At 49.4% G+C, this 25,523-nt stretch carries 24 protein-coding genes; 6 read left to right on the top strand and 18 right to left on the bottom strand.

Going from position 1 to position 25,523, the window contains the following annotated elements:
* Positions 1 to 2: 2 nt before the first annotated feature.
* From pqqE to ACFVYJ_RS08445, 6 genes are all read right to left on the bottom strand, one after another.
* Positions 3 to 1,196, bottom strand: coding sequence for a pyrroloquinoline quinone biosynthesis protein PqqE (gene pqqE, locus ACFVYJ_RS08470; protein ID WP_419415112.1), 1,194 nt, complete (start codon positions 1,194 to 1,196; stop codon positions 3 to 5).
* Complete coding sequence (pqqD, locus tag ACFVYJ_RS08465) at positions 1,171 to 1,455, bottom strand: pyrroloquinoline quinone biosynthesis peptide chaperone PqqD (RefSeq protein WP_419415113.1); 285 nt, start codon at positions 1,453 to 1,455, stop codon at positions 1,171 to 1,173. Before pqqD ends, pqqE begins: the two co-directional genes overlap by 26 nt.
* Positions 1,455 to 2,219 (bottom strand): pyrroloquinoline-quinone synthase PqqC, encoded by a 765-nt coding sequence (gene pqqC / locus ACFVYJ_RS08460; protein WP_419415114.1) that lies wholly within the window; start codon positions 2,217 to 2,219, stop codon positions 1,455 to 1,457. Before pqqC ends, pqqD begins: the two co-directional genes overlap by 1 nt.
* Positions 2,220 to 2,271: 52 nt before the next feature.
* The gene (gene pqqB, locus ACFVYJ_RS08455) at positions 2,272 to 3,192 is read right to left on the bottom strand and encodes a pyrroloquinoline quinone biosynthesis protein PqqB (RefSeq protein ID WP_419415115.1); all 921 of its coding nucleotides are present in this window, start codon (positions 3,190 to 3,192) and stop codon (positions 2,272 to 2,274) included.
* A 129-nt stretch (positions 3,193 to 3,321) separates the two neighbouring features.
* Positions 3,322 to 3,393, bottom strand: coding sequence for a pyrroloquinoline quinone precursor peptide PqqA (pqqA, locus tag ACFVYJ_RS08450; protein ID WP_003243383.1), 72 nt, complete (start codon positions 3,391 to 3,393; stop codon positions 3,322 to 3,324).
* Positions 3,394 to 3,782: 389 nt separating this feature from the next.
* Complete coding sequence (locus ACFVYJ_RS08445; protein ID WP_419415116.1) at positions 3,783 to 5,678, bottom strand: propionyl-CoA synthetase; 1,896 nt, start codon at positions 5,676 to 5,678, stop codon at positions 3,783 to 3,785.
* Positions 5,679 to 6,060: 382 nt separating this feature from the next.
* Here ACFVYJ_RS08445 and ACFVYJ_RS08440 point away from each other — a divergent pair, with 382 nt between their 5' ends.
* The gene (locus ACFVYJ_RS08440) at positions 6,061 to 7,194 is read left to right on the top strand and encodes a GNAT family N-acetyltransferase/peptidase C39 family protein (protein ID WP_419415117.1); all 1,134 of its coding nucleotides are present in this window, start codon (positions 6,061 to 6,063) and stop codon (positions 7,192 to 7,194) included.
* Positions 7,195 to 7,274: 80 nt separating this feature from the next.
* On the opposite strand, the gene ACFVYJ_RS08435 is transcribed toward ACFVYJ_RS08440, so the two are convergent.
* Together ACFVYJ_RS08435 and ACFVYJ_RS08430 are read right to left on the bottom strand one after the other, a co-directional pair.
* Positions 7,275 to 7,424, bottom strand: coding sequence for an oxidoreductase-like domain-containing protein (locus tag ACFVYJ_RS08435; protein WP_419415118.1), 150 nt, complete (start codon positions 7,422 to 7,424; stop codon positions 7,275 to 7,277).
* Positions 7,425 to 7,576: 152 nt separating this feature from the next.
* Positions 7,577 to 8,407, bottom strand: a complete 831-nt coding sequence (locus ACFVYJ_RS08430) for a 23S rRNA (adenine(2030)-N(6))-methyltransferase RlmJ (RefSeq protein ID WP_419415119.1) — start codon at positions 8,405 to 8,407, stop codon at positions 7,577 to 7,579.
* A gap of 410 nt (positions 8,408 to 8,817) precedes the next feature.
* Between ACFVYJ_RS08430 and ACFVYJ_RS08425 the strand changes: the two genes are divergently transcribed.
* The gene (locus ACFVYJ_RS08425; RefSeq protein ID WP_419415120.1) at positions 8,818 to 11,049 is read left to right on the top strand and encodes an NADP-dependent isocitrate dehydrogenase; all 2,232 of its coding nucleotides are present in this window, start codon (positions 8,818 to 8,820) and stop codon (positions 11,047 to 11,049) included.
* Positions 11,050 to 11,137: 88 nt separating this feature from the next.
* On the opposite strand, the gene ACFVYJ_RS08420 is transcribed toward ACFVYJ_RS08425, so the two are convergent.
* Positions 11,138 to 12,802 (bottom strand): glutamine--tRNA ligase/YqeY domain fusion protein, encoded by a 1,665-nt coding sequence (locus ACFVYJ_RS08420; protein WP_419415121.1) that lies wholly within the window; start codon positions 12,800 to 12,802, stop codon positions 11,138 to 11,140.
* A gap of 241 nt (positions 12,803 to 13,043) precedes the next feature.
* On the opposite strand from ACFVYJ_RS08420, the gene ACFVYJ_RS08415 reads away from it, so the two are divergent.
* Together ACFVYJ_RS08415 and ACFVYJ_RS08410 are read left to right on the top strand one after the other, a co-directional pair.
* The gene (locus ACFVYJ_RS08415) at positions 13,044 to 13,565 is read left to right on the top strand and encodes a peptidylprolyl isomerase (protein WP_419415122.1); all 522 of its coding nucleotides are present in this window, start codon (positions 13,044 to 13,046) and stop codon (positions 13,563 to 13,565) included.
* A gap of 4 nt (positions 13,566 to 13,569) precedes the next feature.
* Positions 13,570 to 14,304, top strand: coding sequence for a UDP-2,3-diacylglucosamine diphosphatase (locus tag ACFVYJ_RS08410; RefSeq protein WP_419415123.1), 735 nt, complete (start codon positions 13,570 to 13,572; stop codon positions 14,302 to 14,304).
* Here the strand turns inward: ACFVYJ_RS08410 and ACFVYJ_RS08405 are convergent.
* The 5 genes from ACFVYJ_RS08405 to ACFVYJ_RS08385 all read right to left on the bottom strand — a co-directional run bounded on the left by ACFVYJ_RS08405 (position 14,294) and on the right by ACFVYJ_RS08385 (position 17,746).
* Positions 14,294 to 14,929, bottom strand: a complete 636-nt coding sequence (locus ACFVYJ_RS08405; RefSeq protein ID WP_419415124.1) for a MiaE family protein — start codon at positions 14,927 to 14,929, stop codon at positions 14,294 to 14,296. The genes ACFVYJ_RS08410 and ACFVYJ_RS08405 overlap by 11 nt on opposite strands.
* 93 nt (positions 14,930 to 15,022) lie before the next feature.
* Complete coding sequence (locus ACFVYJ_RS08400) at positions 15,023 to 15,385, bottom strand: roadblock/LC7 domain-containing protein (protein ID WP_275812892.1); 363 nt, start codon at positions 15,383 to 15,385, stop codon at positions 15,023 to 15,025.
* Between the two features lie 61 nt (positions 15,386 to 15,446).
* Positions 15,447 to 16,079, bottom strand: a complete 633-nt coding sequence (locus ACFVYJ_RS08395; RefSeq protein WP_419415125.1) for a hypothetical protein — start codon at positions 16,077 to 16,079, stop codon at positions 15,447 to 15,449.
* Between the two features lie 17 nt (positions 16,080 to 16,096).
* Positions 16,097 to 17,263 carry a hypothetical protein gene (locus tag ACFVYJ_RS08390; protein WP_419415126.1) on the bottom strand — a complete coding sequence of 389 codons (1,167 nt, stop codon included), beginning with the start codon at positions 17,261 to 17,263 and terminating at the stop codon, positions 16,097 to 16,099.
* A 30-nt stretch (positions 17,264 to 17,293) separates the two neighbouring features.
* Positions 17,294 to 17,746, bottom strand: coding sequence for a hypothetical protein (locus tag ACFVYJ_RS08385; RefSeq protein ID WP_419415127.1), 453 nt, complete (start codon positions 17,744 to 17,746; stop codon positions 17,294 to 17,296).
* A 461-nt stretch (positions 17,747 to 18,207) separates the two neighbouring features.
* Between ACFVYJ_RS08385 and acnB the strand changes: the two genes are divergently transcribed.
* Both acnB and ACFVYJ_RS08375 read left to right on the top strand, forming a co-directional pair.
* On the top strand, positions 18,208 to 20,799 hold the full coding sequence (gene acnB, locus ACFVYJ_RS08380; RefSeq protein ID WP_419415128.1) for a bifunctional aconitate hydratase 2/2-methylisocitrate dehydratase: 2,592 nt from the start codon (positions 18,208 to 18,210) through the stop codon (positions 20,797 to 20,799).
* Between the two features lie 370 nt (positions 20,800 to 21,169).
* On the top strand, positions 21,170 to 21,466 hold the full coding sequence (locus tag ACFVYJ_RS08375) for a hypothetical protein (protein ID WP_419415129.1): 297 nt from the start codon (positions 21,170 to 21,172) through the stop codon (positions 21,464 to 21,466).
* Positions 21,467 to 21,514: 48 nt separating this feature from the next.
* Here ACFVYJ_RS08375 and ACFVYJ_RS08370 read toward each other — a convergent pair whose 3' ends face one another.
* The 4 genes from ACFVYJ_RS08370 to rluC form a co-directional block, all read right to left on the bottom strand.
* Positions 21,515 to 22,135 (bottom strand): hypothetical protein, encoded by a 621-nt coding sequence (locus tag ACFVYJ_RS08370; RefSeq protein ID WP_419415130.1) that lies wholly within the window; start codon positions 22,133 to 22,135, stop codon positions 21,515 to 21,517.
* Between the two features lie 13 nt (positions 22,136 to 22,148).
* Complete coding sequence (gene cysB / locus ACFVYJ_RS08365; protein ID WP_419415131.1) at positions 22,149 to 23,123, bottom strand: HTH-type transcriptional regulator CysB; 975 nt, start codon at positions 23,121 to 23,123, stop codon at positions 22,149 to 22,151.
* A gap of 189 nt (positions 23,124 to 23,312) precedes the next feature.
* Positions 23,313 to 24,413, bottom strand: coding sequence for a DNA-binding protein (locus ACFVYJ_RS08360; protein ID WP_419415132.1), 1,101 nt, complete (start codon positions 24,411 to 24,413; stop codon positions 23,313 to 23,315).
* A gap of 14 nt (positions 24,414 to 24,427) precedes the next feature.
* Positions 24,428 to 25,390, bottom strand: a complete 963-nt coding sequence (rluC, locus tag ACFVYJ_RS08355; protein WP_419415133.1) for a 23S rRNA pseudouridine(955/2504/2580) synthase RluC — start codon at positions 25,388 to 25,390, stop codon at positions 24,428 to 24,430.
* Positions 25,391 to 25,523: the final 133 nt, after the last annotated feature.

The raw sequence follows: 25,523 nt of genomic DNA, 5'->3' as shown, positions 1-25,523 counted from the left end.
AATCAGCCTTTAACAATGATGCGGGAGTTTTTCTCATTGCGATAGAAAAACTGTGCCGGGTCATTTTCCACATGCTCAGCCCGCTGACGTGCCTGAACAATCAAGTCATGGTGCTCAGACTTGCTACAAACAGGATCAGCATTGTGCGCATCACCGGTCAACATATAGGCCTGGCAATGGCAACCGCCGAGATCTTTATCTCGCTCATCGCAACTGCGACAAGGCTCTTTCATCCAGTCCTTGCCTCGGAAGTGATTAAAGCCGGGGCTGTCATCCCATATTTGCTGCAAACTCATCTCCCGCACATTGGGGAATTCAATTGGCAGCATACGGGCACTGTGACAAGGCAATGCTTTGCCATCCGGAGTGACGGTTAGAAACACCTCACCCCAACCATTCATACAGCGTTTTGGCCGCTCTTCGTAATAATCAGGCGTGACAAAGATCAACTTGATGGGATTACCTTCAGCAGCCAGCTTGTCCCGATACTCATTGGTAATACGCTCCGCGCGTTCCAACTGGTCGCGGGTTGGCAACAACTGTTCAACGTTTTCGTAGGCCCAGCCATAATATTGGCAGGTGGCCAGCTCAACGTAATCCGCCTCAAGCTCGACGCAGAGTTCAATAATGCGATCAATACGATCAATATTATGTCGGTGAGTCACAAAGTTAAGCACCATAGGATAACCCTGAGCTTTAACTTCACGCGCCATTTTCAATTTTTGCTGGAACGCCTTTTGAGAACCGGAAAGCATATTATTGACCGACTCATCACTGGCCTGAAAACTGACCTGGATGTGATCAAGGCCGGCACTATGAAACTCGGCCATTTTACGCTCATTAAGGCCAACCCCAGAAGTAATGAGGTTAGTGTAATACCCCATGTCATGTGCACCACCAATCAGCTGAATCAGATCCTGTCTGACCAGTGGCTCGCCACCGGAAAAACCTAACTGTACAGCTCCAAGGTCACGCCCCTGCTGAAATACATCAAGCCATTCCTGAGTGGTTAACTCACCACCAAAATCAGCAAAATCCAACGGGTTAGAGCAGTATGGGCACTGCAGTGGGCACTTATAGGTTAACTCTGCCAACAACCACAGAGGTTTACCGTGGGTTTTATCCTGAGCCGACTCATTGGCACCAAGGTTCGGTTGAGTCGGTTGTCCGTTACAGGGTGATCCAGTGTTGCTCATGGGCAGCCCCCAAAAACTCTATGATGTCTCCGCTGATATCACCAGCATCGGCAAACTTGGCCTGCAACAACGCGGTGATTTCAGCAACATTTCGCTGCCCATCAACCATCGCCATTATCTCTCCGGCCGGCCCGTTGAGCTGAATCATGCCTTCAGGGTAAAGCAGCACATAACAATCCTGTGCTTTTTCCCATTGAAAGCGGAACATCGAATTCAGTGCCGGAACAGATTCCGGCACAATATCAGTCTGCGACGACATTAAAACAGACCTCGGTGATAAACTTTTTCATCGGTCACTGTATGAAACGGTGGGCGGTTCAGCTCATACGCCATAGTCATGGCATCAAGCATGCTCCACAGCACATCCAGCTTGAATTGAAGAATCTGCAACATCCGTTCCTGTTCGGTGCGGGTGGTGTAAAAATCCAACGTGATGTCGAGTCCGTGCTGCACGTCACGTCGCGCTTCGGTCAAGCGGTTACGGAAATACTGATAACCGTCTTCTTTAATCCAAGGATAGTGAGTAGGCCAGGTATCCAGGCGATTCTGGTGAATAGTCGGCGCAAACAGTTCCGTCAGAGAAGAGCTGGCCGCTTCCTGCCAGGTGGCACGACGCGCAAAGTTGACATACGCATCAACCGCAAAGCGCACACCAGGCAACACATGTTCCTGTGACAGAATCTCTTCACGGGTTAGACCAACAGACTCACCCAACTGTAACCAGGCCTCAATACCACCAACTGAGCCATCATAGCCATCGTGATCCAGAATCCGCTGTACCCAGTGACGACGCACATCACGATCAGGGCAGTTAGCCATAATCGCAGCATCTTTGACCGGAATACTGATCTGGTAGTAAAAACGATTAGCAACCCAGCCACGAATCTGTTCCGGGGTACATTGGCCGTCGTACATGGCAATATGATAAGGGTGCTGAGTGTGATAATACGCACCCTTGGCTCGCAGGGCAGCTTCAAACTCTTCCCGGGTCAACGGGGCACGGTCATCGGTTTTGCAGTTCATTATTTTAATAGCCTCTATGCAAGAACCCTATTCTGCTGACTCGCTGGGCTGATCAAAGTTCGATAGACATACCGTCGTAAGCCACTTCGATCTGGTGCCGCTCTACTTCGGCACGTTGCTCTGAATCTTCATCAAGAATGGGGTTGGTGTTGTTAATATGGATCAGTACCTTACGCGGTTTTTCTAGCGTATCCAGATACTCAATCATGCCACCCTCTCCCGATTGCGGCAGATGCCCCATATGTACGCCCAGCTTGTCTCCGACACCGGAGGTAATCAGCTCATCTTCCTGCCAGATGGTGCCATCTACCAATAACAGGTCAGCATCTTCCATCAGTGGGCGTAAATGCGGTTCAATCTGGCCTAAACCAGGTGCATAGAACAATTTTTTGCCGGTCCGGGTATCTTCGATTTGGATACCGATATTGTCACCCGGATGCGGATCATTACGATGTGGTGAATATGGCGGTGCACTGCTCAGCAGCGGGATAGCTGTCAGCTTCAGCTCAGGCACCTGAGGAACGACAAAACTGTTGTCGCCATCGCCAATTGGAATACGGTTAATATTGTTGCCACCATTCCAGTGCTTCAACATATTGAATACTGGAAATCCGGTCGATAAATCCTGCTCAACCATTTCGGTGCACCAGATATTGTGCGGGCAGCCTTCTCGTAGCATCAACAGACCCGTTGTGTGGTCTATCTGGCTATCCATATACACAATGGCCGAGATACCTGTATCACGGATCGCACGTGCTGGCTGCATTGGAGCAAAATTGGCGAGCTGCTCGCGAATATCCGGAGAAGTGTTGAACAAAATCCAGTGTTCGCCATCGACGCTCACTGTGATAGAGGACTGGGTACGGGGTTTTGCATTAATGGTACCGGCGCGAACACCAGCACAATTGCGGCAGTTACAATTCCACTGAGGAAAACCACCACCAGCCGCGGAACCTAAAACTTGTACTTTCATGCTTATGGGATCTGGTTATCTTGCTATTGGCAGGGACATCAGAGCGAAAGAAAGATGAAACTGCAGGGCTCTGACATAAATTACCCCGGCGTGCCGGGGTAATTAGGACATACGCGGAGAACTTACGTATTAACGGTTAGCGAAGTACATAGTTACTTCAAAACCGATACGCAGATCTGTGTAAGCAGGCTTAGTCCACATAGCTATTTCCTCTTTTTGTTATTGAAAGACAACCTATAGTTGCATCATAAAAAGTGACCCCGCAGGCTGACATGGTACTTTGGAACGAAATACATAATCTTTTGGTTAATCATGCTTCCCGGGAATTTTTCCCGACCCGATCTCAAAGCGAAATCCACGTCTGACGCGGTTTTGAGCTGAGTTGACCTTAGCACCTCAAACTCACAATTACCATCATGCAACAACCATTTTTTTACGCAACATAAGATTACTTATCGACACTATAGTTTCATCCAATCCTCAAACCGCAGCTGCACAGAGCCGCTATCCTTAACGACCGGAAGCGATATCAACAAAAAAAGGCGATCCGAAGATCGCCTGCACAAGGCCAAGGGTAATAAAATATATTCTTAGGAACTGGCAACCAGGCCGTTATTTGACATGATCTCTTCGATCTCCGGCAGGCTGGCCGGATCATCAATGGTTGAAGGCACGCTGTAGTCCTGCCCATCAGCGATCTGACGCAGCAACTTACGCAAGATTTTGCCAGAGCGGGTTTTCGGGAGCCGCTGAACAACAATGGTCCGCTTAAAACAAGCGACAGCGCCAATCTCACCGCGCACCATCGCTACCAACTCTGCCTGCAGCTCAGATTCATCGATATCAACACCATCTTTAAGTAATACCAGACCAATCGGTTCCTGGCCTTTCAAAGGATCATTGATACCGATCACTGCACATTCCGCAACAGCCGAATGACCCGCAACAATCTCTTCCATTTCCCCAGTGGACAGACGATGTCCCGCTACATTAATGACGTCATCCGTACGCCCCATAATGAAGACGTAACCGTCTTCATCTTTGTATCCACCATCACCAGAGCTGTAATAGCCCGGGAATTCAGACAGATAACCGGTACGAAAACGCTCGAAATCACCCCATACGGTTGGCAAGCAGCTTGGCGGCAAAGGCAATTTAATCGCAATAGCACCCTGCTCACCGGCCGGCATCTCATTACCCTCTGGATCGAGGATCTGCACGTTAAAACCTGTAACCGGAACCGTTGCTGAACCCGGCTTAGGCGGTAACGCTTCAACACCGGTCATGTTGCCACAAATCGCCCAGCCACTTTCCGTCTGCCACCAGTGATCAATCACCGGCTTACCGGTTTTTTCTATAGTCCAGTGATAAGTCGGCGGATCCAGGCGCTCACCTGCCATAAAGATGGCATCCAGAGAAGACAAGTCATATTTATCTAGCTCAGATGCTTCCGGATCTTCTTTTTTAATGGCACGGAACGCGGTAGGCGCAGCAAACAGCACCTTCGCTTTATATTCTTCACATACGCGCCAAAATGCACCTGCATCCGGCGTACGAACCGGTTTGCCTTCGTAAACGATGGTGGTACAACCTGCCAGCAGAGGCCCGTAAACAATGTAGGAGTGACCAACGACCCAACCCACATCTGACGCCGCCCAGAATACATCACCCGGTTTGACGTTATAGATCGCCTGCATGGAATACTTCATGGCGACCGCATGACCACCGTTATCACGCACCACACCTTTCGGCTTGCCCGTGGTGCCAGAGGTATAAAGGATATAAAGCGGATCAGTGCCCTTCACTGGCACGCAATCCGCTGGCTCTGCGTTTGCGACAGCATCCTGCCAATCAAGATCACGACCCGGTATCATTTCAGCCTTGGCCTGCGGGCGCTGTAAAACAATACAGCAATCCGGCTTATGGGCTGACTTCTCAATCGCCTGATCCAGCATTGGTTTGTATTCGATAACCTTGGCAATTTCGATACCGCAGGAAGCGGTAACAATGACTTTCGGCTCGGCATCATCAATACGCACCGCCAGTTCTTGTGGCGCAAAACCACCAAAAACCACGGAATGAATAGCTCCTAGCCGGGCAACAGCCAGCATCGCCACCAGCGCCTCAGGCACCATCGGCATGTAAATTACAACACGGTCACCCTTGGTAACGCCCTGCGCTTTCAATACACCTGCAAACTTTGCTACATCATCACGCAGTTCACGGTAGGTAATTTTACGCTTCTGATTGGAAACCGGTGAGTCATAGATAATTGCCAGGTTATCCGCCAGGCCATTCTCTACATGATAATCCAGCGCCAGATACGCGGTGTTCATCTCACCGTCGGCAAACCAACGATAGATACCATTTTCGTCGGTAGAAAGGATTTGCTCCGGCTTTTTAAACCAAGCAAGTGCCTCGGCTTTTTCGCCCCAGAACAACTCGGGGGTTTCAATGGAACGTGAATACTCTGCTTGATAGGACATGTGCTTAGGCCCTTTGATTCTTATGGTTAACTAAGGCATGGAAGCTGTAATTATTGTAGACACTTCCAGGTTGTGCCCACACTTTAGCCGAGTTCATTACCGAATAAACTACTACATAAGGCGTAATATCCGGGTTAAAACTAGTAATATTCGCTTAAACAGCCTATTTAGACCACTAAGGTCTAACCAACACAAAGCCATATTGTCGACAATATGTTATTCCCTTCCGTTCCCGGCCAAACACTTGAGATTACCGATAACACCGAAACAATCAGCAGCTATAATCCAAGCAAATACCAAATGCCCACAACCACCCGCTCCTGCACCGGTCACAATCTTCCTCTTTCTTGATAGCGTCTCATCCTCCAAACAAGGTAATAAAATGCAGCAACCAAACAACCGAAAAAACGCATCATCAGCCAGACTTAGAGAGGCCACTCGAAGCGACATCGATCAGCTAGTCAAACTTGAGGAATCCGCACCGGGAAATAAACAGCTAAGTAAACGCAGAATGAAATACTGGGTTGACACTTGTCATAGGATTTTTCTAATTGCGGAACGACGTGACGAGATTCAGGGCTATATCTTGATCTTACTGCACAAAGGCACACGACTGGCCAGACTCCACTCCTTAGCAATATCCAGCAAGCATCAAAAACAAGGCATAGCGAAGCAACTACTTGTCGAAGCAGAGAAAAAAGCCGCCGCACATAATCGTTTTTTTATGCGAGTGGAAGTTGCACGCAACAATAGCGCCGCCATATCGCTATACGAAAAACTCGGTTATAAAATTTTTGAGCTTCGCGAACACCATTACCAAAATCACCAGGACGCAGTTCGCATGCAGAAACGGATTCGCAACATAGCAGAACCATCACTGCATCGGACCATACCCTGGTATCAACAGAGCACAGATTTTACATGCGGCCCCGCTGCACTGATGATGGCAATGGCAGGACTGGATAACACTGTCATCATGAACCAGACCAGCGAGCTCGCTATCTGGCGCGAGGCCACAACCATATTCATGACCTCAGGCCACGGTGGATGTCATCCGATAGGGTTAGCATTGGCAGCTCACCACAGAGGATTTGCAGCCAACGTTTACCTGAACACCCAGGAGCCATTATTTATTAACGGAGTGCGTACGCCAGCAAAAAAAGAGGTGATACGTAATGTCGATAAGCAATTTCGCGCGACCGCGCAGCAGCAAGGATTGGCTATCTATCATCAGGAGATCACACAGGACCACATCGCCCAATGGATTGAGTCAGGTCACAGCATCATTATTTTAATCAGCACATACCGCATGGATGGCCGAAAAGCACCGCACTGGGTCACCATATCGGGCATCGATGATAACTGCCTTTATGTGCACGACCCCGATCCTGAAACCGGCAAGCAGGATGCTTTTGACTGTCAGTATGTGCCGATCGCCAGGGAAGATTTTGCCCTTATGTCAGGCTTTGGCGCTGAAAAGCTGCGCACCTGCGTGGTGATATCCAACCCACGATAATAGACAAAGAGCCAGACAAGAACACATGAACACGTTAAAAAATCAGCCAACCGAAAGTTAAATAAACCAAACCACTGCGATTAACTGTCTTCTGGTTTGCTCACCGGTTTCTGCGCATTCTGCCAGGCTTGCAGGTCTTCATAATAGGTATCCCAGACACAAGGAGTGCAACCACTTTCACAGCACTCATTATCCCCCGGCGGTACAGGCTTATTTTCTTGTACGGACATTTCATCCCCTCCCCGGTTATTTGAGGAGGCCATTTTACGACTAGATCCGCCAGACGCAAGACGCATATCGCCAGCCATATTCAATTCACCTTAAGGACACACCACCAAGCAGCTGCATGGCTTGGTATACCGCTAAGTGTAGATGATGCTATTTAATCAACTAACTGCAGACAACGATAATCAGCGCCTACACCCTGCCCCAACACCTGCTTCAGCTTCGGCAAAAGCACCTGCATATAGTCAAATAATGCCCAGGGAGGATTAACAACCACCATTCCAGCACCGGTCATACCACGCGCAGCGGTATCCGCAGTAACCGATAGCTCGAACAATTGAATGTTGCCCAGACCACAGGCTTGCAAACGCCGCTCAAGCAACACGATGCGCGACCGATCCACCACCGGATACCATATCGCGTAGACACCAGTAGCAAAACGCTTATGCATTTTTTGCAGCGTGACCAGAACCCGCTCATAATCTTCTTTAAGCTCATATGGCGGATCAATTAATATCAGCCCCCTACGACTAATCGGCGGCACGCGCTGCAACGCCCCCACGAACCCATCCGCATGCTCCACTTTAACCCTATTATCTGCAGCCAAATGCTGCCGCAGAATATTAACCTCATTGTTATGAAGCTCAAACAGCCAGGCCCTGTCTTGAGCACGCAAACAGTGTATAGCAAACGCTGGCGAGCCCGGATAACAGGTCTCACCCAGCCTTTCACCAGCTGCATCTATTGCAGCAAAATAGGACTGCAACTCAGGAAAACAACTACGCTCCAGCCGCGCCACCCCATCCAGATATTCAGCCCTTCGCAAACCAGTCTGATGCAGCCGATACAGACCACTGCCAGCGTGAGTATCGATATAGTGAATTGGCTTCTGTTTTTGCGAGAGATAGCGGAGAATCTCAACTTGAACCACATGCTTGAGCACATCAGCGAAGTTGCCCGCATGATACGCATGACGATAACTAAGCATGCCTAATTCTCCACAAGGCGAGGCCATTGTCGCGCCGAATTTATTAGTATGGCTAGCGATCATTCCATAGTCATAAATCCCGGTCTATCTTTTTCTAGCAAACTGATTAGGCACAAAAATCGCGCACAGTAAGATTTTGAGTTTGTAGTAATTTGTAGTGGAAACCACTACAAATTAGCTTATTGCACCCATTTATATAGCACTTAGTCGACCAAAACCGCGTTATAGTTGTAAAAACACAACAGATATTAGCCTTAAGTGCATACTCCTGACGTATGACCCGAAGGGCTTTTTCTGTATACTTATGCGCCGAAACACGACCATCAGGCTCGACAAAGTAGAGACGGGCGACCAAAAGTCACCCTGATTCGAGCCCTTGGCCAAATGCCATAAATTATTTGGGGAATACAATGACTACAAATAAGCACACCATCTATTATACCCTGACAGACGAAGCTCCATCTCTGGCCACCTGCTCTTTACTGCCAATTGTGCGCACCTTCACTTCCTGCGCCAATATCGATGTACAAATCACTGACATTTCACTGGCAAGCCGTGTGCTTTCTGCATTCCCCGAAAACCTGACTGAGTCTCAGAAAGTTGAAGATGGCCTGGCTTTTCTCGGCGACCTGACTCAGGACCCAGATGCCAACATCGTCAAACTACCAAACATCAGTGCATCTGTACCCCAACTGAAAGCCTGCATCGCTGAACTGCAGGCCCAAGGTTATGACGTCCCAGCACTGCCTGAAGCCCCACAGACAGATGCTGAAAAAGCCATCCGTGATCGTTACACCAAAATTCTGGGCAGCGCCGTTAACCCGGTGCTGCGCGAAGGCAACTCTGACCGCCGCGCGCCTGCTGCCGTTAAAGCCTTTGTCCGCAAATTCCCTCACTCCATGGGCGACTGGAGCAAAGCATCCCGCACCCATGCAGACTGGATGCGACAAGGTGACTTCTTCTCTGCTGAACAGTCAATCACCATGGCCGATGCCGGTGATGTGCGCATTGAGTTCATCAACGCCAGCGGTAATGTTGAAGTCAAAAAAGAGCTATCTCTGGAAAAAGGCGAAGTCCTGGACAGCATGCGCATGAGCTGCAAGGCGCTGCGCGAGTTCTTTGAAGAATCCCTGAATGATGCTAAAGACACGGGTGTCATGTGGTCACTGCACGTGAAAGCGACCATGATGAAAGTATCCCACCCTATCGTATTTGGTCATGCCGTCACTGTCTTCTATAAAGACGTGTTCGACAAGCACGGCGCCCTGTTTGAAGAGCTGGGTGTAAACCCAAATAATGGTCTGGGCAGTGTTTACGACAAAATTGCTAGCCTACCTCGCTCTCACCGCGAAGAGATCGAAGAAGATATCCACGCGTGTTACGAAAACCGTCCAGAGCTGGCAATGGTTGATTCTGTAAAAGGTATCACCAACCTGCACGTGCCTTCTGACGTTATCGTCGACGCCTCTATGCCTGCAATGATCCGTAACGGTGGCAAAATGTGGGGCCCTGATGGTAAGCCTAAAGACACCAAAGCGGTTATGCCAGAATCCACCTACGCCCGCATGTACCAGGAGATGATCAACTTCTGTAAAACTAACGGCGCATTCGATCCAACCACCATGGGCTCTGTACCTAACGTTGGCTTGATGGCCAAGAAAGCTGAAGAATACGGCTCTCATGACAAAACCTTCGAACTGAAAGAAAATGGCATCATGCGCGTTGTGGCTGCTGACGGCACAGTTTTGATGCAGCACGAAGTGGATAAAGGCGACATATGGCGTGCCTGCCAAACCAAAGATGAACCTATTCGTGATTGGGTCAAGCTGGCCGTAAACCGCGCCCGCCTGTCAGACACACCCGCTGTCTTCTGGCTGGACCAGGAGCGTGCGCACGATCTGGAACTGACCAAGAAGGTTGAAGCCTACCTGCAGGAGCTAGATACAGAAGGCCTCGAGATCCACATCAAGTCTTACAACCAGGCAATGCGTTACACTCTGGATCGACTGGTTCGCAGCAAAGATACTATCTCCGTCACCGGTAACGTACTGCGTGATTACCTGACCGACCTGTTCCCAATCATGGAACTGGGTACATCCGCCAAGATGCTGTCCATCGTACCAATGCTGAAAGGCGGTGGTATGTACGAAACTGGCGCAGGTGGTTCAGCACCAAAACACGTACAGCAGGTTGAAGAAGAAAACCACCTGCGCTGGGACTCCCTGGGTGAGTTCCTGGCTCTGGCTGTTTCTCTGGAAGATATGGGCCGGAAAAACGACAACCCTCGCGCCCGGGTTCTGGCCGCTACCCTGGATAAGGCAACCGGTAAACTGCTGGAAAACAATAAATCGCCATCACGTAAAACCGGCGAATTGGATAACCGCGGCAGCCACTTCTACCTGGGTATGTATTGGGCCGAAGCGCTTGCTAATCAAACCGATGACACTGAACTGGCATCACATTTTGCGCCACTGGCTAAAACCATGGCAGATAACAAAGATAAAGTACTGGAAGAACTGTCAGCCATACAAGGTAAGCCGGCTGACCTGGACGGTTACTATCATGCCGACCGCGCTACAGTGAAAAAAGTAATGCGCCCAAGCGCCACACTAAACAGTATCCTGGCAGCAGCCTCAGAATAATGTTTGAAGTATAAAAAAGCCCGGCATGTGCCGGGCTTTTTATTGGAATAATGACTGGGAAATTATTGCTTCGACTAAAGGAAATCGTTTATTTCCAGCTGTCGCGTAACGTCACTGTCCGGTTAAACACCAAACGCTCTGCAGTTGAGTCAGAATCGACACAAAAATAACCGGTACGCTCAAATTGATAACGGCTTTCCACCGCAGCATCCGCCAGACCAATTTCACAACGGCTATCAGTTAGCACCACCAGCGACTGCGGATTAATACATTCTAGAAAATCGCGCTCTTTGTCGCCTGATGGATTTTCAACAGTGAACAAGCGGTCATATTCACGCACCTCACATGGTACGGAATGCTCAGCACTCACCCAGTGGACCACCCCGTTGGGCTTATACCCTTCTGGGTTACTGCCTTTAGTATCCGGATCATATGTACATTTCAACTCAACAACATCACCCGCCGCATTTTTAACCACTTCCTGACAGGTAATGACATAGGCGCCGCGCAAACGCACAGCATCGCCTGGCGCTAGCCGCTTCCATTTTCGCGGCTTGTCTTCTACAAAATCTTCCTTTTCAATCAGTAGGTTACGACTAAATACTACCTGACGCATACCCATAGATTCATCTTTAGGGTGATTCGGCAACTCAAACCATTCCTGCTGATCTTCGGGGTAGTTGGTCACTGTCACTGTGAGCGGGCGTACTACACACATAGCACGAGGAGCGCTTTTGTCCAGATCATCACGAATAACCGCTTCCAACATCCCCATATCGACAACACCATTGGAACGGGTTACACCAACCCGGTCGCAGAATTCACGCAACGCTGCCGGGGTAAAGCCACGACGACGCAGGCCAGAAATGGTCGGCATCCGCGGATCATTCCAGCCCGCCACATGGGCTTCATCAACCAGCTGCTTCAAGCGACGCTTACTGGTAATTGTGTAATTCAGTTCTAAGCGTGAAAACTCATATTGGCGCGGCACGCAAGGTACTGGCAAATGATCAATAAACCACTCGTACAGCGGTCGATGATCTTCAAACTCCAGAGTACAGATAGAGTGCGTGACGCCTTCCAGGGCATCCGATTGACCATGAGCGAAGTCATACATTGGATAAATACACCACTGATCGCCGGTCTGATGGTGGTGCGTATGCATGATCCGATAAATCATCGGATCACGCAGGTTCATATTCGGTGACTGCATATCAATCTTGGCACGCAACGAGCAACTGCCTTCGGCAAACTCACCCTTTTTCATCCGCTCGAACAAGGCCAGATTCTCTGCAACCGACCGGTCACGGAACGGGCTATTGCGCCCTGGGGTGGTAAAATTACCGCGATACTCTTTGGCTTCAGCAGGTAACAGGTCGCAGACGTATGCCTTGCCCTGTTCAATCAGATAAACGGCCCAGTCGTACAGCTGCTGAAAGTAATCTGAGGTATAACGCACCTCGCCCTGCCACTGATACCCCAACCAGTTCACATCACGAACAATTGAATCAATATATTCCTGACTCTCTTTTTCTGGGTTGGTATCGTCGAAGCGCAGATTACATACACCCTGATACTTTTCAGCCGTGCCAAAGTTAAGACAGATCGATTTTGCATGCCCTATATGCAGATAGCCATTGGGCTCCGGCGGAAAACGCGTGACAACCTGACCATCATTCAAACCCTGCTGCAGGTCTTTCTCGACGATCTGATGAATGAAATTAACCGGCTTACTGTTTTTTGCTGTACTCATAAATTAGTATCTTGTTTTCCGCTACTGTCAGACTTCAAGGCCAGCTAAGGCCATCGCGGCGAACATTATAAACGGTTGCTTTGCAGAATTGGCAGTTTATTCCGGCGTATTATTAGGCTAGAGACAAATGTACTTGTTCTTAGGAACTAGACTAACGATCCCAAAGAATAAATTGTGGCACTTTATCTTAAGACTTGAGTATAATGACGGCCACAAGTGCGAAGAAAATGGACATACAACAATGATTATTCTCCATACCAATTTTGGCGATATCAGTATCGAACTTGATCACAAAAAGGCCCCCGTCACGGCAAAGAACTTCGAAGAAAATGTCCGTGACGGTTTCTATGATAATGTGATCTTCCACCGTATTATTAACGGTTTTATGATCCAGGGCGGCGGATTTGAGCCAGGCATGGCGCAGAAAGAAACAGGCAAGTCGATCGAAAACGAAGCCGATAACGGCCTATCCAACTTAACAGGCACTATCGCCATGGCTCGCACCATGGATCCGCATAGCGCTTCAGCTCAATTCTTTATCAACGTCTCCGACAACACCTTCCTTGATCACACTGCGAAAACCACCGAAGGTTGGGGCTATGCCGTATTCGGAAAAGTGGTCGATGGCATGGACATCGTTAACCGCATCAAAGTTGCACCGACAACTATGCGGGCAGGACATCAGGATGTTCCTACCGAAGATGTGATTATTGAATCTGCAGAAATCATTGAACAACAGGTAGCTGAAGCAGCTAACCATTAATGCAATGAGCAGTTATTTTATTTCAGACTTACATCTGAAACCACAGCGCCCGGACCTGACCCGGGCGCTTCTGTGTTTTCTCGACAAAATCGCACCGGATGCCGATGCCCTGTACCTTCTGGGCGATATTTTTGAGGCCTGGATTGGCGACGATGCACCATACCCCAATCTGACAAAAATCTGCCAACGGCTACAAGAACTGAGCGAGCAAGGTTGTGAGCTCTATTTCCAACATGGCAATCGCGACTTTTTGGTGGGAACACAACTCTGCCAACAAATAGGAGCGTCGTTGCTACCCGAATACGCTCAGGTCAACCTACCCTGCGGACAAGAAGCCCTATTAATACATGGCGACCAGCTTTGTACGGATGACACAGACTATATGGCCTTCCGTGACATGGTTCGCAGTCCTGAATGGCAACAGGCATTTCTTGCCAAACCAGTATCAGAACGACTGGAAATTGCCAGGCAACTGCGGGATACCAGCAAAGCACAGGGTGCCATGAAAGCGGAAAACATCACTGATGTGAACAACGTGGCCGTAGCAGAGACCTTAGCTAAATATAAAGTCAGGCTAATGATTCATGGCCATACTCACCGACCAAAAATTCACCGGATAGGCTTAGCCAATGGCAAAAGCGCAACGCGTATTGTCTTAGGTGATTGGGATAAGTCAGGCTGGTATCTGAAAGTTGACCACACCGGCTATGATCTAATCAGCTTTCCAATCACCTGCTAGCCATTAACCCCTCAAGCCCATCAAGCTCTGGAACGCCGCTATGAAAACGGAAAGTTTCATCCTGCTCCAGCACCAATTGCACTTCACGTTCACGAAACAGTGATATCCGCGCATCAATTGACTCGCCAGCATAACTTTCTGCCAGAGACAGATAGTCCTGATAGTGTCGCGCTTCTGATTTTAGCAATGAACGATAGAACTTTTTCAGCTCTTCATCCAGGTAAGGCGCCAACTTGGCAAAGCGCTCACAAGACCGCGCTTCGATAAAAGCACCGATGATCAAAACGTCGATCAGGCGCCCTGGTTCTGAGGTTCTGACTTCTTGGCGAAGTCCCTGAGCATAACGTGATGAGGGCAGATGATCGTAGACAATACCGCGATTTTGCATGATCTCTAGCACTTGCTCAAAATGGATCAACTCTTCCCGCGCGAGACGGGACATCTTTTTGAGCAGATCAACACGGTCGACATACCTAAACATCAAATGCATAGCTGTCGACGCTGCTTTCTTTTCACAATGTGCATGATCAATCAGTAACAGCTCCTGATTTTCCAGAGCAGCCTGTACCCATTCATCAGGTGTTTCGCAACCCAAAAAAGCATGAATCTGATTTAATGCATCCACAAAAAGGCCCCCTGTGTGAAGGGGGCCATTATACGCACCAGCCAACAAAAGTTAAGCCGTGTGAGCAGTGCGTTCTTAGCACTGCCTAAGCGTTTATAACAACTTGCCAATAGCCTGGGATGCACGTTTCACATCCAACAGAATCAGCCCCAGACGCACACTAGGCTTAGCAACAACAGTTAGCACTGAATCACGATTAGCATGGGTCATCAGAATATACCCGTGCTCCCCTTTAATCAGCACCTGCTCCAGCTCCCCCTTAGCGAGTTCCTGAGCGGTTCGTTCACCTAAAGAAAGCATGGCAGCACTCATGGCACCAATACGATCCTCATCCATCCCGGATGGCAGCAAAGCAGCAATCATCAAACCGTCTGTCGATATTACAGCAGATGCTTCAATGTCCGTTGACGCGCCATTCAAGTCACTCAAAATCGAGGTCAACATTTCTGAGCGCATGAGTCTCTCCTATCATTTTCTTGTCACTCCGGATGCTTAACACCGGAATTCAAAATCTTGCTTAATAATTCAGGTATCGTCTGGCCAGAATGCTGAGCAGGTCTACATATACCTGCTGATTCAATCTTGGCATTTTTTCGATAACCAATACAAAACGCTGCTTACCCAGATATAACATCCAGAAACCAACCTGACTGAGGCCGACCGGATCCAGCAACCCCCAGCTTTCACCCATGAACGAAAGCTCTCCATTCAGCAGGCTATTATGCCGGCTGTGCAATGAACTTAAATCCGCAGCCAACGCTGCCAACTCTTCACTGTGATTTTCGTCATAGCCGCTTGAAGCAAGACAAAAACCCAGATCATCCGCCAATACCACCTTACCGGCACTCGACAGGTCGGGCAGCAATGCCGGCAGCACTGACTCAAGATTATCGTTTATCGTCTCCGCTGGTGTTGTCTTCAATTCAACAAAACCGCGATCTAGCAGCTTCTGAAACAGCTGGTCTGACTCGTCCTGCGGCAGAGCCGTGAGCTTGCTAACCAACAATGGGCTAAACGGAATCGATACATCTGCGCTCAGCAGTTGCAGCAAAAACGCCCGCGCACTGTCAGGCTCAGGACACACCGTCGCAAAAAACGCACCGGCTGGTGTTATCTGGATAAATTGATTTGTCTTATTTTCTTCTGTCACACGACAACCCCCATACCTCAGCCCGTATAGCTCTCAGCATCCAACCAACCCAAAAAATAAGCTGCAGAGGCAAATGCAAAAACCTGACGCTGAGGCAAATCCAGTATTCTGATGATATCGACCACCGACAAGGAATGGTTCAACCATATGTCAGCAATCTGATGAAAACAATCCAAACTAAGCAAATGAGCCGCTTCTGGCTGCTGACGCAAAACATAGGGCTGTTGCGGATCGAGCCCCACCAGAAGCCTACCTCGGGCACTCCAGAGCGCCATCTGCCAGAGAAACGCAACCTTATTTGTGCTCCTTCCGGCTTCAACAAACGCAACAAGGCTAGCAGCTTCTGGCGTCTCAATCAGCAATTCACCAAATCTAAAACGTTGCTGCGCCAGCTCTAGCAGGAAGTCATCCGTATATTCATGAACAAACTCACGCGATTCTGGCTGATAGACAACACGTATCCGGTCGCCTTTCAAAATAACCGGTGACGCCATTTCCTCACCTTTGCTGACCAGGTGCTTCAGCAAATTCAGAATATAGCCATCAGCATTAAACGTTATCTGTTGGCGTTTTTTCAAATCATCCAGATCTACATCTTCCGCATCACCACAACACCTGAACTCCAGCTCAGCCAGATCAATATCACTGGTCACCGCAGGCATTTCAGCCGTTACCACATCTGTCACTGAAGCCACCAGGTCAGCTAAAGCCGATTTATGCTGTCCGCCCAATTGCGCAATCAAGCGATCAGACGCACTGACGGTCAAATCACCCTGCTCTAATTGGTGCTTTAAGGCAGCGGTTTGGCGTTCAATCGAAAACCCCTGATGCGTATCGTAACCCTCAGCTGCCAACGAGGTATCCAGCTCGTGAGCCATATCCAATAACGCTTGCGACAGGCTACCACTGGTGTACGGCTTACACACCCAATGATAACCAGGCCATTTATGCTGCGATAAACCAATAACCACACCCTGCGGTGCTTTCGGGAATTCATTTTTTAACTGGGTAAGGGAGCTGTAGCGATCACCATTGACCATGAAACAGTTAGCCTGCTCAACCGGCACCGCTGTTTTATCAAGCTTACGCTGCAGAAAATACTCAATTGCAGCGGCCTCACTGGCAGAAAAACCCACGATCGCAGGCCTCAAACGCCGGATCATAGGATTATCAGAAATACTCATCGGCGGGGTTCCATCCTTAGCACCATGCCCTTAGATAATAAGCTGTTTAGGGAAATTACCCCGTGAGAGCACGGAATTGTGCTGACATAAGGAGAGCAGCTCACTCAGGTCACCCTCGGTCTGAGACGACATAATTAAAGCATAGTGTTCTTCGCCAATAACTGGCCGAGCCTGATCGAGCAAGCGATGAAATAGCGGGTCGCCTTTGCCTGACAACGTTAGCAAAAAGTCGGCAAACGCACCCAACAGCGCATCACTATCATAGGAGGCAACCGCCAGATAGATACGCTTTACATGGTAGCGGAGCGATTTAGGGTTGGCAGCGACCATACGGACAAAGTGATACAACAAACGCTTACCCTGACGGCCACGATAGATTAAGTAGCGAGAATGCTGGGCATCAAACGCAGCCTGAATACGATCGGTATTCACACTATACAGCCCTGTCCCGGCAATCTGACCTGTTTGCTCTAATGCATCCACTTGGTTCACCAGCAATATATTTAATCTATTATTAGGGCTCGCTGAGAGTGAATAACCTATCGGCCATTTCTCAGGCAACTTGAAGCAGTTTAACGCGAGGATGCCTAAGCGTCATATCGCATTTTATTAAAAACCGCCACCAACCCTAGCACCACATCTTCCCAATAATCCTGCTAAGCATCGCGTAGTCAGTGCAGGGATTCAATATCTACATCGACATTAATTACCCCGAGCCTAACACTATGTTTTTCCTGCAGATAATAGGTTTTATGCAATAAACAGCCTAAAGTCGCTGATTTTAATCAGAAAGTATTACTCCCCCACCCCATCCCAAACTTAACTTTATGCGCCATCTTCGGTAGAATTCAGGTCCGCCAATCGATTTTCGACTCCTTTCGATAAGCCACCGACACAGCCATTCCTGATCACGATCGGTGGTAACACATTATGAGGGCTCTAACGTGCTTGAAGCTTACCGTAAACATGTAGAAGAACGCGCCGCAGAAGGCGTGCCACCAAAGCCACTGGACGCAGAACAAACGGCTGCCCTGGTTGGGCTGCTGAAAAACCCACCTGCTGGTGAAGAAGCTTTCCTGGTTGACCTGCTGACCAACCGCGTACCTGCTGGTGTAGACCAGGCTGCCTATGTTAAAGCCGGGTTCCTGGCTGCAATTGCGAAAGGTGAAGCTGAGTCCCCACTGATCAACAAAGTCAAAGCAGTAGAATTGCTGGGCACTATGCTGGGCGGCTACAACATTCAGCCATTGGTTGAAGCACTGGATGACGCTGAACTAGCACCGACTGCTGCACACGCACTGTCCCATACCCTGCTGATGTTTGACGCGTTCTACGACGTTAAAGACAAAGCAGACGCCGGCAATGCAGCAGCTAAGCAGATCATGCAATCCTGGGCTGATGCCGAGTGGTTTACGTCTAAACCCGCTGTCGCTGAAAAAATCACTGTTACCGTATTTAAGGTACCAGGCGAAACCAACACCGACGACCTGTCTCCGGCCCCGGATGCGTTCACCCGTCCAGATATCCCTCTGCACGCCAACGCTATGCTGAAAATGGCGCGTGAAGGTATCGAACCTGAAGTTCCTGGCGTCAAAGGCCCAATCGCTCAGATCGAAGCCGTAAAAGCTAAAGGGCACCCAGTTGCCTATGTAGGCGACGTAGTAGGTACAGGCTCCTCTCGTAAGTCCGCAACCAACTCCGTGTTGTGGTTCTTCGGTGACGACATTCCTGCTGTACCTAACAAACGTGCTGGCGGTTACTGCTTCGGTGGTAAAATCGCACCTATCTTCTTTAACACCATGGAAGATGCGGGTGCCCTGCCAATCGAAATGGATGTTAACAAAATGAATATGGGTGACGTTATCGACGTATACCCATATGAAGGCAGAGCCGTAAACGCCGAAACTGGCGAAGAACTTTGCACCTTCGGCCTGAAAACCCAGGTCCTGCTGGACGAAGTCCGTGCCGGTGGCCGTATCCCACTGATTATTGGTCGTGGCCTGACTACTAAAGCCCGCGAAGCAATGGGTCTGGAAGAGTCTGACCTGTTCCGTGTACCAGAGCAGCCGGCCGACACTGGCAAAGGCTTCACCCTGGCGCAGAAGATGGTCGGTAAAGCCTGCGGTCTGGAAGGTGTTCGCCCTGGCATGTACTGCGAACCTAAGATGACTACCGTTGGCTCTCAGGATACCACTGGCCCAATGACCCGTGACGAGCTGAAAGACCTTGCTTGCCTGGGCTTCTCTGCCGACCTGACCATGCAGTCCTTCTGTCATACTGCGGCTTATCCGAAGCCGGTAGACGTGGATACTCACCACACGCTGCCAGATTTCATCATGACCCGCGGCGGTGTTTCGCTACGTCCTGGCGACGGTGTTATCCACTCTTGGTTGAACCGCATGCTACTGCCAGATACCGTAGGGACCGGTGGTGACTCCCACACCCGTTTCCCACTGGGCATCTCTTTCCCTGCTGGCTCTGGTCTAGTTGCATTCGCGGCAGCAACCGGTGTTATGCCTCTGGATATGCCTGAGTCTGTACTGGTTCGCTTCAAAGGTAAGCGCAACCCTGGCATCACTCTGCGAGACCTAGTTCATGCGATTCCTTATTACGCGATTCAGTCCGGTCACCTGACTGTTGAAAAAGCGGGTAAGAAAAACATCTTCTCCGGTCGCGTTCTGGAAATTGAAGGCCTCAACGACCTGACTGTTGAGCAGGCATTCGAATTGTCCGATGCCTCTGCAGAGCGTTCTGCAGCTGGCTGTACAATTACCCTGGGCGAAGAGTCTGTTGCCGAGTACCTGCGCTCCAATGTAGTTATGCTGAAGTGGATGATCGCTGAAGGTTACGGTGACCCTCGCACCATTGAGCGCCGCATTAATGCCATGGAAGATTGGCTGGCTAACCCAAGCCTGATGCGTGCCGATGCAGATGCCGAATACTCAACTATCATCGAAATCGATCTGGCCGATATCAAAGAACCTATTCTTTGTGCGCCAAATGATCCTGATGATGCTCGCCTGCTATCTGAAGTTGCAGGTCAGCAGATCGATGAAGTATTTATCGGTTCATGTATGACTAACATCGGCCACTTCCGTGCTGCGGGCAAACTGCTGGACGCAGCGGGCGGTTCCGTGCCAACTCGCATGTGGATTGCACCACCAACCAAGATGGATGCAGCCCAGCTGAGCGACGAAGGTTATTACAACATCTTCGGCAAAGCAGGTGCTCGTATGGAAATGCCAGGTTGTTCTCTGTGTATGGGTAACCAGGCACGCGTAAACGACAACAGCACAGTGGTTTCCACTTCTACCCGTAACTTCCCGAACCGCTTGGGTACTGGCGCGAACGTATACCTGGCATCTGCGGAACTGGCTTCCGTCGCTGCGGTAACCGGCAAGCTACCAACGGTTGCAGAGTACATGGAATATGCGAAAAACATCGACAGCATGGCTGGCGAAGTATACCGCTACCTGAACTTTGACCAGATGGACAGTTACGTTGAAAGCGCTTCTGGCGTAACCCTGTCAGCCTAAAGGCACAGGCCTCAATAAAAAACCCCGCATAAGCGGGGTTTTTTTTGACCTAAACCATTATTCACAACTGCATTAAAACCACGCCAAGTACCTCTGCTTTTCTCAGTCACACAAAAAAACAGAAACGTGAACATGCAAAATTATTTTGAAAAACATTCATTCATTGAATATTATTACTTTTTAAAACGTTAATCCGAGTCTGTAGTAACCAGTAGTAACCTAAAGCAATTACATTGTAGGTTGCAGCCTGCCAGCCACGCATTTTGGCAGCAGGAAACAGTAGCCATACCACCCCTACCCGGCAAAGAACTACGAATAACAACTAGCAAAACTAACACCACGATCAACAATAGTGTTGAAGGAACAGAACATGACCGCCCTTCCTCGAGGCGCACAGGCAATCTGTGATTTGTTTGAGTGCGAGATCATTACTCAGCTTGAGGTATGCCCCATTACCCTGGGCGTAGTGCGCGTGTACGCACTTGGCATGCACCCTGATCCAATCATTGGTGAAGCCGGGTTTGTGCTGACAGATTATTTCAAAAGCGAAGCCGGACTACATGCTTACTGCCTGACAGATGAAGGCTTGGCAACAATCGCAAAAGTTGCAGATGAAATTTTCCCTGACTGGGATGCACAGCTGGATACCTTTTCTCAGCTAGCCTAAGTTTCTCTACTCCTCCCCAGCTCGGCACACCTTGGTTGCTCCGCGCATTTAACCTAACCCTGCCTGACTGTTGCTATGCTTACTCAGCTGCGCCTCAAGCCACTCCAGCGGTCGATGCCCAAACCACTGATCAAGAATCATCATGTCGCTATCAAACAGTATCCAACTTGGCGTGCCTTGCAGTTGATTATTCAGAAAGGTACGGCCGGTATACAGCACCGGCTGCAATCTGGCGTTAAGCATTGCCATGGTTTGCTGCACGGGCTTCTGATCTAACCCCATATCAGACAAGGCCTGCTCTAATACACTGCGCATCGCCTCAATCTGCCCTGGCTGGGCAAACCGATCCATTATGACTGGAACCGAAATACGATACGGTAATGCCCGGTGACCAAGGCGAGAGAAATAACGAGCAGATGCCTGAGTCAAGTACCCTTTGTCCAGCAATAAACGGGTATTTTCTGCTGTATTCAGCGCAAAGTCCTCAAATGCTGTCGATAAGGCAAACAGGTTCAAGCGAGGAAATAATGGCTGCAACGCCTGCAACTGAGGCAACGCCTGATTCAAGCAACCTGGGCAGTTAACCTGAAACACCAGCATAAGGTTCAAGCGGGACAATGTCAGTTCACCCTGTATCACCTTGCCGGTCTGAAGTTCCAGACGCATCATGTTGCCTCCGGTCTTACAGGTCAGGTAGCTCCTGACCGGCAAACAGGTCATCTACCTCCTGCCGGCTACCGCAGGCTAAAACCCGCTGCACTACTTCAGGTGTCAGGTGAGGCGCAAAACGCTGGATAAAGTCATACATATATCCGCGCAAGAATGTCCCTTTGCGAAAACCAATTTTGGTCGTACTCGCCTCAAACAAATGACTGGCATCCAGTGCCACCAGATCCTGGTCGACTTCTGGCTCAAACGCCATGGTGGCAATAATACCAACGCCAAGCCCCAGGCGGACATAGGTTTTGATGACATCGGAATCTACCGCAGTGAACACCACCTTCGGCGATAAACCTTCCCGACGGAAAGCCTCATCCAGCTTCGAACGACCAGTAAAGCCAAACACATAGGTAACAATCGGATGAGCGGCAAGATCAGCCAAGCTGAGTCGAGACACCTGCGCCAGCGGATGATCCTTGGGCACAACCACAGAACGGTTCCAGCGATAGCAAGGCATCATAATAAGATCAGCAAAATGCGACATCGCTTCCGTCGCAATGGCAAAATCCACCGTACCATCTGCTGCCATTTCGGATATTTGCATGGGTGTACCCTGATGCATATGCAGGGAAACATCCGGATACTCCTGAATAAACCCAGTGATGGTCTTGGGCAGCGCATAACGTGCCTGAGTATGCGTGGTTGCCACATCCAAGCTGCCTTTACGCTCATCACTGAACTCCTGGGCAACTTGCTTAATATTCTCAACCTTTTGCAATATCTCACCGGCCACATCAAGAATGGCCTGACCGGCAGGCGTGATACGGGTCAAGTGTTTACCACTGCGGGCAAACACTTCAACACCTAACTCATCTTCCAATAAACGTATCTGTTTACTGATACCGGGCTGGGAGGTATAGAGACTTTGAGCCGTCGCGGAAACATTCAGGTCATGTCGGGATACTTCCCAAATGTAGCGCAGCTGTTGCAGTTTCATCATAAACTCCGAAGAGGCATCTGCATCTGCTTAAGATAACGACAGCGCCCCGGAACATGCTTTTTATAGTTAACAGCAACGGCCGTGCTTAACGCTGCTGCCTTAGAAAATTTTGTTGTCGGAACATCTCTTATAGTAACAGTTTAGAATAAGAACACCGCGTCCGACTGATATTTATACGGCTTAGCGCTAGCGCGACTTCAGACGCCGAATCTCTTCATCTTGCAAAATCAACTTTTTCTCAAGCGCCGCCATTTTACCCAGCACCCGATTTAACTCTTCATCTTTATCCTTGTACTGGATACGCACGGAGTTTTCGCGACGCACATGTTCATTAGACGTGGTCATCTGCTTTTGACGCTGCATTTTAAGCTCTTCTTCCAAACCTTTGATTTTATCCTGCAAACGTTTAGTTTTATTAATCTCAGCCAATAACTGGCTGTTTAATTTAGAGACTTCACGAACCTGACTGGCCTGCTCATGCTTAATTTTTTTAAGCTGCTCATCAAGGTTCTTCAACTGAGTTTTCTGCATATCCAGCTTCACATCTTTGCGTGCAACTTCAGCCTGGAGTTCCTGAATATGTCGTGTCAGCGCAGCCTCTTTTTTACCCGCCTCTTCCCTTACCTTATCCAGAGATGTACGGAAATGTCGCGCGTCAGCCTCCGCCTTGCCAATACTGTCCATGGTATGGCGCTGCTCATCTTTCATTCGCAAATCAAATTTGCGCTTATGCTCTTCATGCACTTTGCGCAAATGGGTCAGCTCATGCTCCATGGCGCTGTGCTTTTGCGACTCTTTGTTACGCAACACAGTTTCATTATCAAGACTCTGCTTGAGTACCTTCTTTTCAGCCTCAAGCGCCTTTATCAAGGTCCGAAACTCTTCGTTAAGCGCAGACTCTGTACGAATCTGCTCTTCCAAATTCAATGCCTTTTCCCGCGCTTCACTTAACACCCGCTCGGATTCACGAGATAAACTATCCGCCTCAAGACTGCCATCATAAGTGGGCTGGGTTTGCAGTGAACTCAATGCTTCTTTAACTGCTGTCTGCCACAAACGGCCAAAAGCCTGATGCAGGCTTTCCGGAACTTCAGGTAGTTCCAGGTCGACTGGACTTAAGGCCAGGCGCTCTGGCGCCATTTGCCACCAAGAGTGAAAACCCTCAGCGATGGAATCCTCTGACACCCCCATTGATTCAGCAATCAAGCTTTGTGTCGGCTGCATACCGGCCAGTAGAAGCCGGTCCGCAGTAGAATAAATCGTTTCTATATCGACTGAATCGTTCATGTTCTCTCAATCCCTTACTCAATACTGTCCAAACGCTCCAGCGCTGATCTTAGCCCCGGGTCCAATGGGGCCTTCACCACTTGACGGCCCCCTTCCGGTAGCGGGAAACGCAGCTCGGCGGCATGTAAAAACAGACGATTAATGCCCTGCGCTTTCATCTCAGCATTTTCACTATCGATGCCATACTTCGGATCACCAATAATAGGATACCCGGCAAATTGGCAATGTACGCGAATTTGATGTGTTCTACCTGTGATAGGCCTCGCTTCTATCAACGTTGCCCGGGAGCCGAATCGCTGCAAGACCCGATATTCGGTCAACGATGGTTTGCCGTCCTCGGTTACTTTTACGACTCTCTCACCTGATTTAAGCTCATTTTTACGTAGCGGCGCATCCACTTGCCGCCGCCGATCCGACCAGCGACCGACCACCAAAGCATGATAGATTTTGGTCACCCGTTTGCGTTGCAAGGCCTCATGCATAAATTTCAATGCACTGCGTTTTTTCGCCAACAGGATACAGCCTGAGGTATCTCGATCAAGCCGGTGTACCAACTCGAGAAATTTCAATTGCGGCCGCATCTGTCTAAAGCACTCGATCAGACCAAGACTGACACCACTGCCACCATGTACAGCAAGCCCTGAGGGCTTATTGACCGCAATATACTCTTTACTTTCAAACAGAATCGCTTGCTCAAGCACAGTGGTTAGTTGCTCACTCACCTTGGGCGGCTCTGCTCGCTCCGCCACCCGCACTGGCGGTATCCGGACTATATCACCCGGTTGGAGCTTATATTCAGGCTTGATCCGCTTTTTATTCACCCGCACTTCGCCTTTGCGCAAAATACGATATACCAGGCTCTTTGGCACACCTTTTAAAGCGGTAATCAAGAAGTTATCAATGCGCTGACCCGCCTGATCTGCAAGAATTTCAATAAAACGAACCTGTGCCGAAACGGGCTTTTCTGATACCGACATAAATATTGTTTAAATCCGGTTAACGAATTGATGCGTATGGGGTTTGCTGCTATATTCTACCGCTGCCGCGATCCGATGGCTTTATTTTTTTCGAATCCCGCATCACGGCATGTCTGCCGCACAATATCCACAC

The sequence above is a fragment of the Pontibacter sp. JAM-7 genome (assembly GCF_048548695.2).
Classification (GTDB): domain Bacteria; phylum Pseudomonadota; class Gammaproteobacteria; order Pseudomonadales; family Balneatricaceae; genus Neptuniibacter.
The sequence above is the reverse complement of the archived record's forward strand: the minus strand, read 5'-3'. Positions and strand labels throughout refer to the sequence as shown.